16 protein-coding genes are annotated in these 13,989 nt (G+C 66.6%); 13 read left to right on the top strand and 3 right to left on the bottom strand.

What is annotated here, in order from left to right:
* The first annotated feature begins 76 nt into the window (after positions 1-76).
* From ACE37B_RS10445 to ACE37B_RS10425, 5 genes are all read left to right on the top strand, one after another.
* Positions 77-1,006, top strand: a complete 930-nt coding sequence (locus ACE37B_RS10445; RefSeq protein ID WP_409923267.1) for a cytochrome c oxidase assembly protein — start codon at positions 77-79, stop codon at positions 1,004-1,006.
* 173 nt (positions 1,007-1,179) lie between these two features.
* Positions 1,180-2,481 carry a serine--tRNA ligase gene (serS, locus tag ACE37B_RS10440; protein WP_409923266.1) on the top strand — a complete coding sequence of 434 codons (1,302 nt, stop codon included), beginning with the start codon at positions 1,180-1,182 and terminating at the stop codon, positions 2,479-2,481.
* A gap of 52 nt (positions 2,482-2,533) precedes the next feature.
* Positions 2,534-3,196: a pyridoxamine 5'-phosphate oxidase gene (gene pdxH, locus ACE37B_RS10435; protein ID WP_409923265.1), complete on the top strand. Its 663-nt coding sequence runs from the start codon at positions 2,534-2,536 to the stop codon at positions 3,194-3,196.
* Between the two features lie 132 nt (positions 3,197-3,328).
* Positions 3,329-4,018: a response regulator transcription factor gene (locus ACE37B_RS10430; RefSeq protein WP_409923264.1), complete on the top strand. Its 690-nt coding sequence runs from the start codon at positions 3,329-3,331 to the stop codon at positions 4,016-4,018.
* Positions 4,015-5,142: a sensor histidine kinase gene (locus tag ACE37B_RS10425; protein WP_409923263.1), complete on the top strand. Its 1,128-nt coding sequence runs from the start codon at positions 4,015-4,017 to the stop codon at positions 5,140-5,142. Before ACE37B_RS10430 ends, ACE37B_RS10425 begins: the two co-directional genes overlap by 4 nt.
* On the opposite strand, the gene ACE37B_RS10420 is transcribed toward ACE37B_RS10425, so the two are convergent.
* A complete protein-coding gene (locus ACE37B_RS10420; RefSeq protein ID WP_409923262.1) occupies positions 5,139-5,792 on the bottom strand; it encodes a poly-gamma-glutamate hydrolase family protein in 654 nt (217 codons plus the stop codon). The genes ACE37B_RS10425 and ACE37B_RS10420 overlap by 4 nt on opposite strands.
* Before the next feature lie 82 nt (positions 5,793-5,874).
* Here ACE37B_RS10420 and orn point away from each other — a divergent pair, with 82 nt between their 5' ends.
* From orn to ACE37B_RS10405, 3 genes are all read left to right on the top strand, one after another.
* Entirely contained in the window at positions 5,875-6,447 is a 573-nt protein-coding gene (orn, locus tag ACE37B_RS10415) for an oligoribonuclease (protein ID WP_409923261.1), read from the top strand.
* A gap of 6 nt (positions 6,448-6,453) precedes the next feature.
* Complete coding sequence (locus ACE37B_RS10410) at positions 6,454-7,401, top strand: hypothetical protein (protein ID WP_409923260.1); 948 nt, start codon at positions 6,454-6,456, stop codon at positions 7,399-7,401.
* Positions 7,402-7,551: 150 nt separating this feature from the next.
* Positions 7,552-8,526, top strand: coding sequence for an NAD(P)H-quinone oxidoreductase (locus ACE37B_RS10405; RefSeq protein ID WP_409923259.1), 975 nt, complete (start codon positions 7,552-7,554; stop codon positions 8,524-8,526).
* A gap of 69 nt (positions 8,527-8,595) precedes the next feature.
* On the opposite strand, the gene ACE37B_RS10400 is transcribed toward ACE37B_RS10405, so the two are convergent.
* Together ACE37B_RS10400 and ACE37B_RS10395 are read right to left on the bottom strand one after the other, a co-directional pair.
* Complete coding sequence (locus ACE37B_RS10400) at positions 8,596-9,177, bottom strand: copper resistance protein CopC (protein ID WP_409923258.1); 582 nt, start codon at positions 9,175-9,177, stop codon at positions 8,596-8,598.
* Positions 9,178-9,204: 27 nt separating this feature from the next.
* Positions 9,205-10,323, bottom strand: a complete 1,119-nt coding sequence (locus ACE37B_RS10395) for a glycosyltransferase (RefSeq protein WP_409923257.1) — start codon at positions 10,321-10,323, stop codon at positions 9,205-9,207.
* 229 nt (positions 10,324-10,552) lie between these two features.
* On the opposite strand from ACE37B_RS10395, the gene ACE37B_RS10390 reads away from it, so the two are divergent.
* The 5 genes from ACE37B_RS10390 (at position 10,553) to ACE37B_RS10370 (ending at position 13,926) form a co-directional block, all read left to right on the top strand.
* Positions 10,553-10,948 (top strand): WhiB family transcriptional regulator, encoded by a 396-nt coding sequence (locus tag ACE37B_RS10390; protein WP_409923256.1) that lies wholly within the window; start codon positions 10,553-10,555, stop codon positions 10,946-10,948.
* A 216-nt stretch (positions 10,949-11,164) separates the two neighbouring features.
* The gene (locus ACE37B_RS10385) at positions 11,165-11,398 is read left to right on the top strand and encodes a hypothetical protein (RefSeq protein WP_409923255.1); all 234 of its coding nucleotides are present in this window, start codon (positions 11,165-11,167) and stop codon (positions 11,396-11,398) included.
* 154 nt (positions 11,399-11,552) lie between these two features.
* Positions 11,553-12,095 (top strand): WhiB family transcriptional regulator, encoded by a 543-nt coding sequence (locus ACE37B_RS10380; protein WP_409923254.1) that lies wholly within the window; start codon positions 11,553-11,555, stop codon positions 12,093-12,095.
* Positions 12,096-12,283: 188 nt separating this feature from the next.
* Positions 12,284-12,883 (top strand): TlpA family protein disulfide reductase, encoded by a 600-nt coding sequence (locus tag ACE37B_RS10375; RefSeq protein ID WP_409923253.1) that lies wholly within the window; start codon positions 12,284-12,286, stop codon positions 12,881-12,883.
* Positions 12,880-13,926, top strand: a complete 1,047-nt coding sequence (locus ACE37B_RS10370; RefSeq protein WP_409923252.1) for a cytochrome c biogenesis CcdA family protein — start codon at positions 12,880-12,882, stop codon at positions 13,924-13,926. The genes ACE37B_RS10375 and ACE37B_RS10370 overlap by 4 nt, the downstream gene beginning before the upstream one ends.
* The last annotated feature ends 63 nt before the right edge of the window (positions 13,927-13,989 follow it).

Here is a 13,989-nt window from a genome sequence, read left to right as displayed (position 1 = left end):
GCCGGTGTCGGCCCGTACGCCAAACGTCACGGTTGCACGAAGCGACCTGCGTGGCGTCGAGATCTAGGCTGCTCCTGTGCTCGCCCAACTCGCCGACCAGGTAGATCCCTGGCGCTTCCAATGGCACCCGGAGGTCTGGGTCCTGGTGGCCTTCCTGACGTCTGCATACGTCTACATGGTCCGCAAGATCGGACCCAACGCCGTGCCGCCCGGCGAGCCAGTGGTGACGCGAGGGAACAAGTACGCCTTCGCCGGGGCCATGGCGATGATGTGGATCGCCTCCGACTGGCCGATGCACGACATCGCCGAGGAGTACCTGTATTCGGCGCACATGTTGCAACACATGGTGCTGAGCTACTTCATGCCGCCCCTCGTGCTGCTCGCCACGCCGACGTGGCTGATGCGTGTCCTGATCGGCGACGGCGGTCTGTATCGGGCCGTGCGTTTCTTGGCTCGTCCGGTGGTTGCCGCGGTGCTGTTCAACGTGGTCATCATGGTCACCCACATCCCGGGCATGGTGAGCGCATCCGTCGAGAACGGGCCGTTGCACTACGGTTTGCATTTCGCCGTCGTGATGCTCTCGCTGCTGATGTGGATGCCGGTCTGCGGGCCGATCCCGGAATTCCGCATGGGTCCGCTCGCCAAGTGCATCTATCTGTTCTTGCAGTCGGTCGTGCCGACGGTTCCGGCTGCGTGGTTGACGTTCGCCGAGGGCACCGTCTACAAGTCGTATGACATTCCCGTCCGAGTGTTCGGCTGGAGCGTCGAGATCGACCAGCAGCTCGCCGGTGCGACGATGAAACTGGCCGGCGGGATCTTCTTGTGGACGATCGTGGTGTTCATCTTCTTCAAGCGCTTCGCGGTCGACTATCGCAACGAGCACGACTACGCACGCCGACCGGGTTCGATGCCCGACGCGGAGATCCTGGCGTCGACCGAATCGCCGCTCACCACCGACGACGTCGAGAAGGCGTTCGCCGGAAGCCGCGCCCCGCTCGAAGACTGATCAACACCGCGAGTCGATCAACACCTGGGGTCAGACCCTAGGTGATCAACATCTGGGGTCAGACCCTAGGTGATCAACATCTGGGGTCAGACCCTACGTGTTGGGGTTCGGATGCTTGTTGGCGGGGTCACGCGTCGGCAGGTGAGCTGTGCCCGACGGGTAGCCTCGGCGTCGTGATCGATCAACGCCTGTTGCGAACCGACCCGGCCGGAGTGAAGGCAGCGCTGGGACGCCGTGGGGCCCCCGAGTTGCTCGACGATGTCGACCGTGCAGCAAGCCTCGACCAGCGTCTTGTCGACATCCAGCGTGAGCGCGACGATCTGCGTGCCGAGGTGAACCGGCTGTCGAAGGAAGTCGGCCAACTCCGGCGCGAGGGCAATGTCGCCGATGCCGAAGCGGTGCAGGAATCCAGCCGTGGACTCGGCGGCCAGGAAAAGGCGCTGGCCGACGAATACGACAGCGTCGCCGCGACCCTGCACGAATTGCTGCTCGCGATTCCCAACATGCCGCATCCGGAGGCACCCGACGGTGCGAGTGATGCCGACAATCCGGTCGTCATCGGACCGATCGGGTTGCTCGACGACTACCCCGATCATCAGCGTGTGCCTCATTGGGAAACGGCGCAGGATCTCGGCATCCTCGACAGCGAACGCGCGACGAAGATCTCCGGCGCGATGTTCACGATGCAGCGAGGAGCGGGTGCGACCCTCGCACGTGCCCTGTGCCAGTTCGGACTCGACCTCAATGCCGATGTCCACGAGGAGATCCGGGCGCCGTCGCTGGTCAGTACCGCGACCCTGACCGCCACCGGCCAGCTCCCGAAGTTCGCCGACGACGCGTACGCGATCGAGCGTGACGACCTCTGGGCGAGCCCGACCGCGGAGGCACCGTTGACGTCGATCTATGCCAACGAGACCATCGACGAGGCCGAACTCCCGATCCGGCTGATGGCGCACAGCTCGTCGTACCGACGAGAAGCCGGATCCGCCGGGCGTGACACGCGGGGCATGCTGCGCTCTCACGAGTTCGACAAGGTCGAGATGATGGCCTACTCGACGGCCGACCAGGCGCCCGATCTCCTCGACGACATGGTGGCGCGTGCCGAGCGCGCCGTCGCCGAGCTGGAGCTCCCGTACCGCGTGATCGAGATCTGCACCGGCGACATGGGCCAGAGCCACCACCGCACGTACGACGTCGAGGTCTATGCGCCGGGTGCCGACGCCTGGCTCGAGGTGTCGTCGGTGAGCTGGCTGGGCGACTACCAGGCCCGACGGGCCGGCATCCGAGTAAAGCGGCGTGACGCCGACGGCAAACCCGTCAAGGGCACCGAGTTCGCACACACGCTCAACGGATCCGCGCTCGCCGTGCCCCGGGTCTGGGCAGCGATCATCGAGAACTACCGCAACGAGGACGGCAGTGTCGCCGTTCCCGAGGCTCTCCTGCCCTACATGCGCGGCATCACCGAGATTCGTTGATCGGTCGACGCTGGTGGTCCCGCCTCGACCGACGGGGTGAAAGACTGATCGGGTGAGCGACATCATCCGAGAGCGCCGTGTCCAGTACGAAACGGCGGGCCTCGACGTCGACGCCCTCGACCCCGACCCGATGACGCAGTGGCGTCGGTGGCACGACGAGGCGCACGACGCGGGTCTGGCCGAACCGAATGCGATGACACTCGGCACCATCGGTCTCGACGGGGCTCCCGACGCACGGATCGTCCTCGTTCGAGGCGCCGACGCTGCGGGCTTTTCGTTCTTCACGAACTATCGCAGCGCGAAGAGCCGTCAACTCGACGCACATCCGTACGCGTCCGCGGTGTTCGGATGGCTCGATCTGCATCGACAGGTTCGCGTGCGGGGTTCGGTCGAGCGAGCATCCACCGCGGAGAGCGACGCCTACTTCGCCTCTCGCCCCCGCACGAGCCGCCTCGGGGCGTGGGCATCACCACAGAGCGAGGTGCTGGCGAGTCGCGACGAACTCGAAGAGCGGGTCATCGTCGCCGACGAAGAGTTCGCCGATCTGGATGTCGGTCGACCCGACTTCTGGGGTGGCTGGCGCTTGGTGCCGACCGAGTTCGAGTTCTGGCAGGGGCGTCCGAGTCGTCTGCACGACCGTCTTCGCTACCGACGGTCCGACTCGACGGGGGCCTCTGCGGCGGCCGCCTGGATCATCGAACGGCTCGCACCGTGAGTCCGCGCGGCGGGGAGTGCCTGGCGCGGCGCACTCACCGACACCAATTTGGTGGTGAGCGATGAGGAACCAATGTGAAAACGGGCCGTCGAGAGTGTTGAACACCGGGTCGCGACCGGCGAGGCTCTCTCCATGACGGGAACGAAAGTCTTGGTCGTCGACGACGAACCCACGGTGCGCGAAGTCGTCGTGGGGTATCTCCGCCGCGACGGGCACGAGGTCTTGGAGGCCGCTGACGGCTCCACCGCCCTCGCCTTGCTCGATTCGGAGCCGCCCGATCTGATCGTGCTCGACATGATGCTGCCCGGTGTCAACGGACTCGACATCCTCCGGCGGGTGCGTTCGACGAGCAGCATCCCGGTGATCATGCTGACTGCTCGAGCCGAGGAGTCCGACCGAGTCGCCGGCCTGGAACTCGGCGCCGACGACTACGTGGTCAAGCCGTTCTCGCCGCGCGAGTTGGCGGCACGCGTCAACGGCGTGCTTCGGCGAACGAACGGCCGCAGCGTCGCTTCGCCTCAGCCGATCGAGTACGACGGGCTCTTCATCGATCCTCTCAGCCGCGAGGTGAAGCTCGGCGGCAAGATCATCGACATGACCCCGAAGGAATTCGACGTGCTCGCCTTCCTCGCCGGCTCGCCGCGTCAGGTCTTCTCACGCGCCCAATTGCTCGAGCACGTCTGGCAGTCGTCGCCCGACTGGCAGGACCCTGCAACGGTCACCGTGCACGTTCGACGTATCCGCAACAAGATCGAAGCCGACCCCGAAAAGCCCCGTTGGATTACGACGGTGTGGGGTGTGGGCTACCGATTCGAGACATGAGCCTGGCCGACGCATCGTTCTCCGGGGCTCCGGCGGCTCCGGCGGGGATGTCTCACGGCGACCTGTCGGCGATCCGACATCGCGCGCACGGCATGAACCGATTGGGTCGGCGATTCCTCGGGGCGACGCTGGCGGTCCTCGGCGTCGCGATCATGATGATCGCGATCGCTGCGCAGACCATGTTCATCAACAGCCACGACCTGCGGCTGTTGATGTGGGTGCTCATCCCCGCGGTGCTCGGAGCGGCCGTTGTCGCCGTGCTGCTCGCCCGACCGGTCGCACGCGACGCCAAGCGGATCTGCGACGCCGCCATGCGCGTCGCCGACGGTGACTTGACGGCGCGTACGGGTGTGCGCCGCAACGACGAACTCGGCGAGGCCGCGGAGATGTTCGACGTGATGGTCGCTCGTCTCGACGCGGTCGAGTACGAACGGTCACTGATGCTCTCGTCGATCTCGCATGACCTCCGCACGCCGCTCGCTGCGCTGCGGGCCGCGGTCGAAGCGATTCGCGATGGTGTCGCACCCGACCCCGATCTGTACCTGTCCGGAATGGAACGTCAGGTGCGTGCGCTCACCTCACTGGTCGACGACCTGCAGTTGTACACGCGTCTGGTGAGCGGCACATTGCACCTCAACACGACGCGTCTGGACCTCAACGAACTCGCCGACGAGGCGATGGAGACGCTGCGTCCGCTGGCCGAGCCGCGCTCGGTACGTCTGCTGCTCGACGCCGACTCGCGGGTGATGGCCGATGTCGACGGGTCGCAGCTCGCCCGAGTGATCCGCAATCTGCTGGACAACGCCATCCGGTATGCGCCAGACGGCTCTGTCGTGCTGGTTCGCATCGCCGAGCGCAACGGTCGAGCAACGATGCAGGTGATCGACGAAGGACCGGGGTTCCCGACAGATTTCCGAGCCCACGCGTTCGAACCGTTCACTCGCGCTGACGAGGCCCGAGACACGCGAACCGGTACCGCCGGCCTGGGTCTGTCGATCGCCAAGGGGATTGTCGCCGCGCACCGCGGGACGGTCAGCCTCGGCGAAGGTCCCGGCGGCGTGGTCCTCGTCACCCTGCCCGTCGACGTGCACGGCGCCGCATCGACGCTGGCAACGGCGGGCTAGCTCGACGACGCCTCGGTCACGGGCAGCGTGACCGGCGCCGTCGCACCGGAACCTGCCCACGTGTTGGCGGCGTCGACGAGACCATCGATCAGCCATTCGGTATGGGGCGTGAGGTCATCGCGCTCCCAGTCCCACCACATCGGACTCGTGCCGCGCACCCGCGGCGGCAGTTCGATCTGCACGCCACGTTCGCGAGGCAGATTGACCGGGTTCCGGTCGTGGAGCCCGCGTAGTCGCTGGGGGATCGCGTTGAGGTCGGTACGGATGTCATACGACGGCAGATGGCGACGCAACGCGTCGCCGATGTGTTCGGCGAACGAGCGGTTCTGGCCGCCGAGCAGCAGCGAACTGAACAGCCCACGACGCCCGAACCCGTGAATCGTGACGACGACGTCAACGTGCTCGACGAACTCGGCCAACGCCGGTGACTCCTCCGGTCGGACGCGAGTCGATGGAAGGTGGTCGCGCATCCCTGGTGGCTGGATCACGGCATAGAGCGACGCACGGGAGCGCCGAGCGGCATGTGTGGCGATCACATCGGTGAGCCATTCGAGGTTGCCGCCGTGGTATGCCATGAAGCCGAGACGGCCTCGGAGCTCGCAGATCTCCTCCACGCCGGGCGTAGCGAGAATCTTGGCGAACTCCGACATCGACACATCATGCACCTGCCGTGTCCGCCGCGCGGAACGGTGCGACCATGTCGACGTCAGCTCGGCCTACGATGCACGTCGCATGCTGGTGTGGATGGACCTCGAAATGACCGGACTCGACCACACGTCTGACGTGATCGTGGAGGTGGCGACGCTCATCACCGATGACGAATTGAACATCGTCGCGGAAGGGCCCGACCTCGTCGTCCAGGCGCCGCTCGACGCGCTCGAGCGTATGGATCCGTTCGTCGTCGAGATGCACACGAAGTCGGGTCTGCTCGACCAGATCACGGCGTCGACGGTCACGCTCGAAGAAGCCGGCGTGGCGACCCTCGCCTTCATCAAGGAGCACGTGCCCGAGGCGCGCACGGTGCCGCTGTGCGGCAACTCGATCGGCACCGACCGGCGCTTCCTCGCTGCGTATCTGCCCGAGATCGAGGAGTACCTCCACTACCGCTCGATCGACGTGTCGAGCGTGAAGGAACTCGTCAAGCGGTGGTATCCCGAGGTTGCGTCGTCGCGGCCGCACGGACATGGCTCGCATCGAGCGCTCGACGACATCCGCGAGTCGGTACGCGAGTTGGTCTATTACCGCGAGCACGTGTTCGTGGCACCTCCGACAGTGAACGACGACGCGCCGCCGACCGACGGTTGATCGACGGTGACTCGGCGCGTCGGACTCCGGGGTCGGGCCGGCCCCGTCGTGGCGTTCGCCGGCGTGCTGGCGCTCACCGCAGCGGGGTGCAGTGAGACCGATCCGGTCGTGTTCGTCGATGCCGTGGTCGACGAACACACCGGTGTTGGCGACGATGCTGGCGGCGATGTATCAGTCGCTCGCGAAACATCGAGCAGCGGGTCGAGCGCGGCGACGACGCTGCCGGTGACACCGATCGTCGTCGACCGTGCGTGGAGCCCGGCCAACGCGACCGCCGAGATCACCGGCACGGGTGCCCTTGTCGACGACATCGTCACCGTCGACGGCGAACTCGCCGTGATCGACTCGTTCACGATCGACGCTGACGGACGTTTCTCGTTGCGGGTCACGATCGACGACGAAGGCGCGCACACGGTGTGTGTCCGCGACTCGTGCTCTCGAGTGTTCACGCTCGCGGCAGATGCCGAATCGATCGGGGAGGTCGAAGCGAAGATCGCCCAGGCGCGTTCGATCGCCGCGACGATGTTCGACGCACAAGCCGAGTTCCCGGACTGGTCGGTCGAAGTGTCGGGCCCGTTCGCCAGCATCGGAGGAACCACGGACCCCGTCACCAAGACGATCACCGTCTTCGCCAACCGCGGACGCTCGGTCGAGGATTTCGTGGTGACGCTGCTGCACGAGTGGGCGCATGTCCTCGATGCCGAACGACTCGACGACGACGAACGCGCTGCATACACCAGCTTTCGGGGCTACGGCCCGTCGACGCCGTGGCGTTCGGAAGGTGACCACTCCATCGAAGCGTGGAGCGGCCAACCGAGCGAAGATTTCGCCGAAGTGATGGTGGCGCTGTGGACGGCGTCGACCGAGCAGCCTCACCAGGTACGCACCGTTGCTCCCGGGGGCCCGCCCGACGACATCGTGTTCGAGACGGTGATCGGCTTCCTTGCCCCATGATCATCGGATAATCGACGGGCTGGATCGTCGCTGCTCGCTACGGTCGCGGCCGATGAGATGCGGGCTCGTTGTGAGGTTCTGAGCCCGCATCTCATCACCCGGTCCCTCGCACTGCGGGGCGGGCGGCCAGGAGCGGTAGCGTCGGCTGGCATGCGAGCTGTCGTCCTGCACGAACACGGAGGGCCCGAGGTTCTGAGCCTCGAGGAGGTCGACGATCCGGTGTCCGGTCCCGACCAGATCCTGGTCGATGTGGAGCACACGGCCCTCAACCGTGCCGACACGCTCCAGCGCCAGGGTGGCTACCCCGACCCTCGCCGCCCTGCGGTCGAGATCCCGGGCCTCGAGTTCGCCGGTAGGGTCGCTGCGCTCGGCGCTGAGGTGACGGAGTGGCAGGTCGGCGATCGGGTGATGGGGATCGAGTCGGGCGGCTGCTACGCCGAACGCGTCGTCACGCATGCCCGCCAAGCGCTTCCGGTGCCGAGCACCGTCGAGTTGGCCGACGCTGCGGCCATCGCCGAGGTGTTCTTGACCGCGTGGGATGCCCTGGTCGTGCAGGGCGGCCTGACGAGCGGCCGATGGGCGCTGGTGCACGCTGGAGCGTCCGGCGTCGGCACCGCAGCGATCCAGATCGCCAAGGCGATCGGTGCTCGCATCGCGGTGACCTGTTCGGTCGGAAAGGCTGACGCGTGTCGTGCGCTCGGCGCCGACCTGGTCCTCGAACGCAGCCCGGCCAACTGGTTGGCGGCACTACGAAATGAGCTTCCCGGTGGCGTCGACGTCATCCTCGACGTGGTTGGCGGCGACGAAGCCGACCGTAACTTGCATGCGGTAGCGATGGACGGCGCGATCGTCCAGGTCGGCCTGATGGGCGGTGGCTCGGCCCCCGTCAACATGGGGCTGTTGCTGATGAAGCGGGTCACGTGGATCGGTACGACGCTTCGCGCCCGACCACTCGAACGCAAGCTGGCGCTCTGTCAACGGTTCATCAGCGAGATCATCCCGCTGTTCGAATCGGGAGCGCTGCGTCCGGTGATCGATTCCCGATTCGCCATCGACGACATCGCCGATGCGCATCGCTACATGGAGTCCAACGCCAACGTCGGCAAGATCCTGATCGACCTCTGAAGCCGTTTGCCGTCCGCGGTGAGGTCCGCCACGGTCTCCGGTCGCTCGGGTGTCGCGAGCAGGTCGTGATCAGGTGGCGTCGACGGCGGGTGACACGGCGTCGTCTGCGTCGTCGTCGACCGGGACGAGTGCTCGGCGGTAGGTGAACCAACCGCCGATCGCCAAGATGACGATCGCTGCGGCGAGGAACGGGAGCAACGGGAATCCGTCGCTGCTGCCGCTCGGATCGCCCCAGGTGAACGACGTCGCGCCCTGCATCACGTGTCCGTCTGCCGGAACCGGCGCGATGTAGCGAACGAAGTAGGTGCCGTTCTCGTCGAGTTCGGGGAAGTCGACCCGAGCGGTCGTCGCTCCGGTACGGACGGTCTCACCGCCGATGTCTTCGAAGGTGCCGTCACCGCGGTCGTAGATGAGGAACAACTCCACGTTGTCGGAGATCTCGATGCCGAAGTCGACCTCGACCGACGAAATCGGTTCATCGATGACCGCCCGGTTCGGCGGGTTCGAGCTCTCGATCTCGTCATGAGCGGCGACGGTGCCGGCGGTGGCAGCGAGCAACGCCAACGTCGTGGCGGCGATCGCCGGAGCGAGGCTCCGGAGTGACCAACGACGTCTCGGCGGCGTGGAGAATGCGACAGTGGACCGGGGCATGGCCTCATTCAATCAGCAGCGCACCGCTCATCCCGGGCGCGTCTCGACGCCGCGACCCTTCCACGTCACCTGTCGCCCGAACACCACCGCGAACGCGCTGCGGACGAAGATGATCGAGAAGCACACGACCAGGACCGGGTAGAGCACAGCCGCGGCCGGCCGGATCGTGCCCGCTCGCCGACCGAGCACGGCGACTTGGATCGCGCTGAGCGGGTAGACGAGCGGTGCGGCGATCCAACCACCAGCGAGCGACGCGATCCATGCAGCGGTTGCCAGCGCAAGCCACCAGGGGGTGAACCGTGCCCCGGTCGCGAGACTGCGCCCCCAGCCTCGTACGAGGTCGGCAAGGCCGCCCGGATACATCCGAAACGTCGTTTCTCCGGGCCGGCCTACGAACAGGTCCGACTCGCCGACCGCCCGTGCCAGCGCGATGTCTTCGGTGTGCCGGGAGCGAACGTCAGGGCAAGCGTGACCACCGGCGCGAAGATACGCGTCGCGATCCACGGCGATCACGGGGCCGAAGGCGACGGTCGCCGCCGCGCGTTCCCCGGCGACGGTGAAGGCACCGCAGCCCATCAACGCGGTCACGTTGCAGAGGATGCTGGGTTGCTCGGCCAGCGTGTCCATGCGATGCCACGGTTGCATCGACACGACCGCGGACGGACGTTGCGCGACGCGCGACGCGAGGTCATCGAGCAGCGTCGGCCCGGGGCGGACGTCGGCGTCGAGGAAGACTAGGATCGGCTGGTCGGTCTCGGTCGCACCGAACCAGCACGCGTTCGGTTTGCCACGCCACCCTGGCTGCAGTTGTGGGGCGTCGAGCACGTCCGCGCCGTGCGCGCGGGCGATGTCAGCCGTCGCGTCGGTCGAGTGATCGTCGACTACGACGACACGATCACCCGGTCGCGCCTGGTCCATCAGCGGAGGCAGGAGATGGGGGAGCGAGGCCGCTTCGTCGCGTGCCGGAATGACCACGGCGACGGCGGGCCGTTGGAGATGAGCGGACTCGGGCTGCTCCGTGGAGATGTGTCGTCGTGGTAGTTCCCGACGTCGCCACAGCAGGAGCCAGCCGATCGTCCAACCCGCGGCGAACACCGCGAGTTCGCTCGCCGAATGGTCGACACCGAACACCTCGACGGCGATCATCGAACGGCGCTTTGTCGGGCGCTTCGAGTCGCCTCGGGGATCCGCAGGGTGCTGGTCACCGGATCACTCTCGCCGCTGCCGCGGCGTTTCTCAAGTGCTCGCGGAGAAGTGCCGGGACTTGCGGATCGCACGCGCACGAAAAGTGCAAGGACGTCGCCGGTCGTGGCTCTTGGCAGGTGACGACGCAGCCTGCGCTCGTCGTGACGAACCACACGAGAAAGCACGACCGATGAACCTCACCATCACCCTCGAACCCGGCACCCTCGAACCCGGCACCCTCGAACCCGGCACCCTCGACCTGTCGGACGACGCGCAGGAGGAGCCACCGTTCGCGACCGGCTATCCCCGTTGTTCCGACGGCAACGGCACGCTGTCGCACCTGTTCTTCTCCGACGACGATCACGAACTCGCTCGGGCGAAGGCGATCTGTCGGCCGTGTGGGCTCCGCCACGCATGCCTACAGGGCGCGATCGAACGTGCCGAACCGTATGGCGTGTGGGGAGGGTTGCTCGTGCTCGATGGAGTACCCGTCGAGTTCAAGCGCAAGCGCGGCCGCCCGCGCAAGGAGCCGGTCGCCGTGCTCGTCGTCGACGAGGTGCCCATGCCCCCGCATCTTGTCGCCTGACCGGTGGCCTGACTTGGCGCCCGAGTTGTCGCCTGACCGGTGGCCTGACCGGTCGCCTGAGCCGTGGCGGTCCGGCCACGGTCCATCGGGCGACCTGGCGCGGCAGGAAATCTCGGGCGATCTCGGAAACTCTCTTGACCCCGATGTCCCCGACCTGCTTGCCTAGACCCGTGCCACGTGTGGCGCACGCGAACACGACCGAGAAAGGACACGACGATGATCACCACGCTGACGACCACCACGACCATCGAACGAGTCATCGGCCGCGTCCGGACCCCGATGGCCTCGATGGCCGCCGCCGCACATGCCGCCGCGTACGCGTTCGCTGCGCCGACCGTCGCTGCATTCGCCGGAGCGACCACGTGGCTCGGTCTGAATGCTTCGTGCTCGAGTGGTAACTCGATGGCAACGAAGCGAATCCACCCCGGCCGCCTCGGAGGCGTGACGTAGATCTACGTCACCATCACCTCCTCTGAGGCCGCCGGGTTCGTTCGAACCCGGCGGCCTTTTCGTTTTTCCGTCTCGAACGCCGAGTTTCCATCCCCATCCCCAACTCCAGCCCAACCCCAACCCCAACCCCAACCCCAACCCAGAAAGCACTCCCATGACCGGCTCGACCGCCTCACTGCTCCATCCCCCGACCATCCGCTCCAACCGATTCGAGGACACACCCATGCACGCTTCGTCTCGCAGCGACCTCGCTGCGCCACCGGTCGGCCGAGACGACCCCGCCGTCGTGCCGCTCGCCCCTGACAGTCCACACGACCCACCCGACAGACCCGACCGTGCCCCCGCCGCGAGCGTCGACCGAGACGAGGTGACACTCGAGATCGACGAGTCGCTCGCAGCCAGGACGCCGGTGGCGCGTTGCGCCGACGGCAACGGCACGATGACCGGCCTGTTCTTCTCCGATCACGTCGTCGACATCGCCCGCGCCAAGGCGATGTGCGCGCTGTGTCCGTTGCGTCTGGAGTGTTTGGCCGGTGCTCTCGAACGCGAGGAACCGTGGGGCGTGTGGGGCGGCGAGCTGCTCTCCGGCGGACGCATCGTCGAGAACAAGCGGCCGTGTGGGCGCCCGCCGAAGCACCCCCGCCCCGACGTCGTGTACGACGAGATGGGCCCGGTCGGCTTCGAACTCACCGCCTGACCGACGGCCTGACCGAAGATGCTCGTCCGGTCGGCGTTCGGCGCTGGTGCCGAGCGCCGACCGGCTCGCGCAGGCACGTTGGTCTCCACCGACCTTCGCGACCGTGAACGTGGCGAACGCATTCGTTCCCGGAACGTTCAGCGCGGTGCCGGTGACCAACGGCCGCGACCTCATTACCCTTTGCGTCTATGAACATCAGCCGGCCACGACTCCTGATCGGGTCGTTGTCTGTCGCGCTCGTGCTCGGCGTGGCCGGCGGGCTGGCGTGGGCGCAGCTGACCGGTGACGACGACGAGGGCGTCGACGCGAGCCTCGACGAGCCCGGCGTCGTCGATCGGGAGGTCTCGTCGATCGAGACGATTCCGAGCCTGTCGGGCGACCGGTTGCCCGACGCAACGGTGTCCGACCGCGAGGGCGCCTCGATCTCGACCGCTTCGTTCGTCGGGCAGCCACTGGTGATCAACTTCTGGTTCTCGACCTGCGTTCCGTGCGCGAAGGAACTGGTCGACTTCGCCGAGGTCGACGCCGAGGTGGGCGACGACGTCCGTTTCATCGGTATCAACCCGTTCGATTCGGTGCCGATCATGGAGCGCTTCGCCGGCGAACGTGGCGTCACCTACGACCTCTTCCGAGACGACGACGTCGAGTTCCAACAGGCGCTCGAGATCGCCTTCTTCCCGTACACGCTCTTCGTCACCTCCGACGGAACGATCGTGGAACAGACCGGCGTCCTCGACGCCGACGGCCTTCGCGAGAAGGTCGCCAACCTCTTGGAGAACGACACATGAGCCTCTGGTTCGTCGCGGGCATGCTCGCCGCCGTCAACCCCTGCGGGTTCATCCTGCTCCCGACGTACTTGATGTACTTCCTCGGGTTGCAAGGTTCCGAGCAGGAGCGTCAGACGCAACGCGAGACCCTCCGCAAGGCGCTCAAGGTCGCGGGCTCACTCACGACCGGGTTCATGGCCGTGTTCGTCGTGGCGGCCGCATTGGCCAACTACTTCACCAACTGGCTGACCGAGAACGCCAAGTTCGCGACCGGCATCTTCGGTGTCGCGTTGCTGGTGCTCGGCGTGTCGATGCTCTTCGGCTACAAGCTGCCCTTCATGAATCCGCAGCGTCTCCAAGGCGAGAAGGACCAGACGTTCAGGTCGATGTTCATCTACGGCGTGGCCTATGCGATCGCGTCGCTCGGGTGCACGATCGGGTTCTTCATCTCCGCGGTGTTCGCGACCAGCCGCACGGGCGGGGTGTTCACCGGGCTTCGCAATGGCGTGGCGTACGGAGCCGGCATGGCGGTGCTGGTCGGCGGCCTCACGGTTGCGCTTGCGTTCGCCAACACCGGACTGCTGAAGTTCCTGCGCCGGGGGCTGCAGTACATGGACCGGGTAGCGGCGGCGTTCGTGCTGCTGTCGGGCGTGTACCTGCTCTGGTACTTCTACTGGGTCGACATCAAAGAAGAGGGCGACGCGATCACCGACTGGGTGACCTTCCGTCAAGCCGACATCAATGCGTACCTCAACGACCATCAGTGGGGTGTCACGGTCTTGATGTTCTCCCTGCTCGGGGCGACGATCGCCTACGTGTACACCAAGCGGGCAGCGTGGTTGGCCGGCATCGTCGTGGTGGGTGGCGGCGTGGCCGGCGTGCTCTCGAACGATTGGCTGGCGGCATCGCTGATCTCTGCGGCCGTGGCGATCGCCGGGGTGCTCGGACTGTTGCAGGATCGTCGTGACCTCGCCTCGGCGCCTCCCACCGACGGCCCGCCCGCCGGCGATACCCCCGGTGACACGCCCGCCGACGACGCGGGCTCGGCAGTCACCACGACCTGATCGGTCGGCTCCGGGCTGTGCTCGCGGGAGGTCCCGCTGGCCCTGGGGTTCGGGCCGGGGGGC

It is taken from the genome of Ilumatobacter sp., assembly GCF_046290335.1.
GTDB lineage: Bacteria > Actinomycetota > Acidimicrobiia > Acidimicrobiales > Ilumatobacteraceae > Ilumatobacter_A.
The sequence above is the reverse complement of the archived record's forward strand: the minus strand, read 5'-3'. Positions and strand labels throughout refer to the sequence as shown.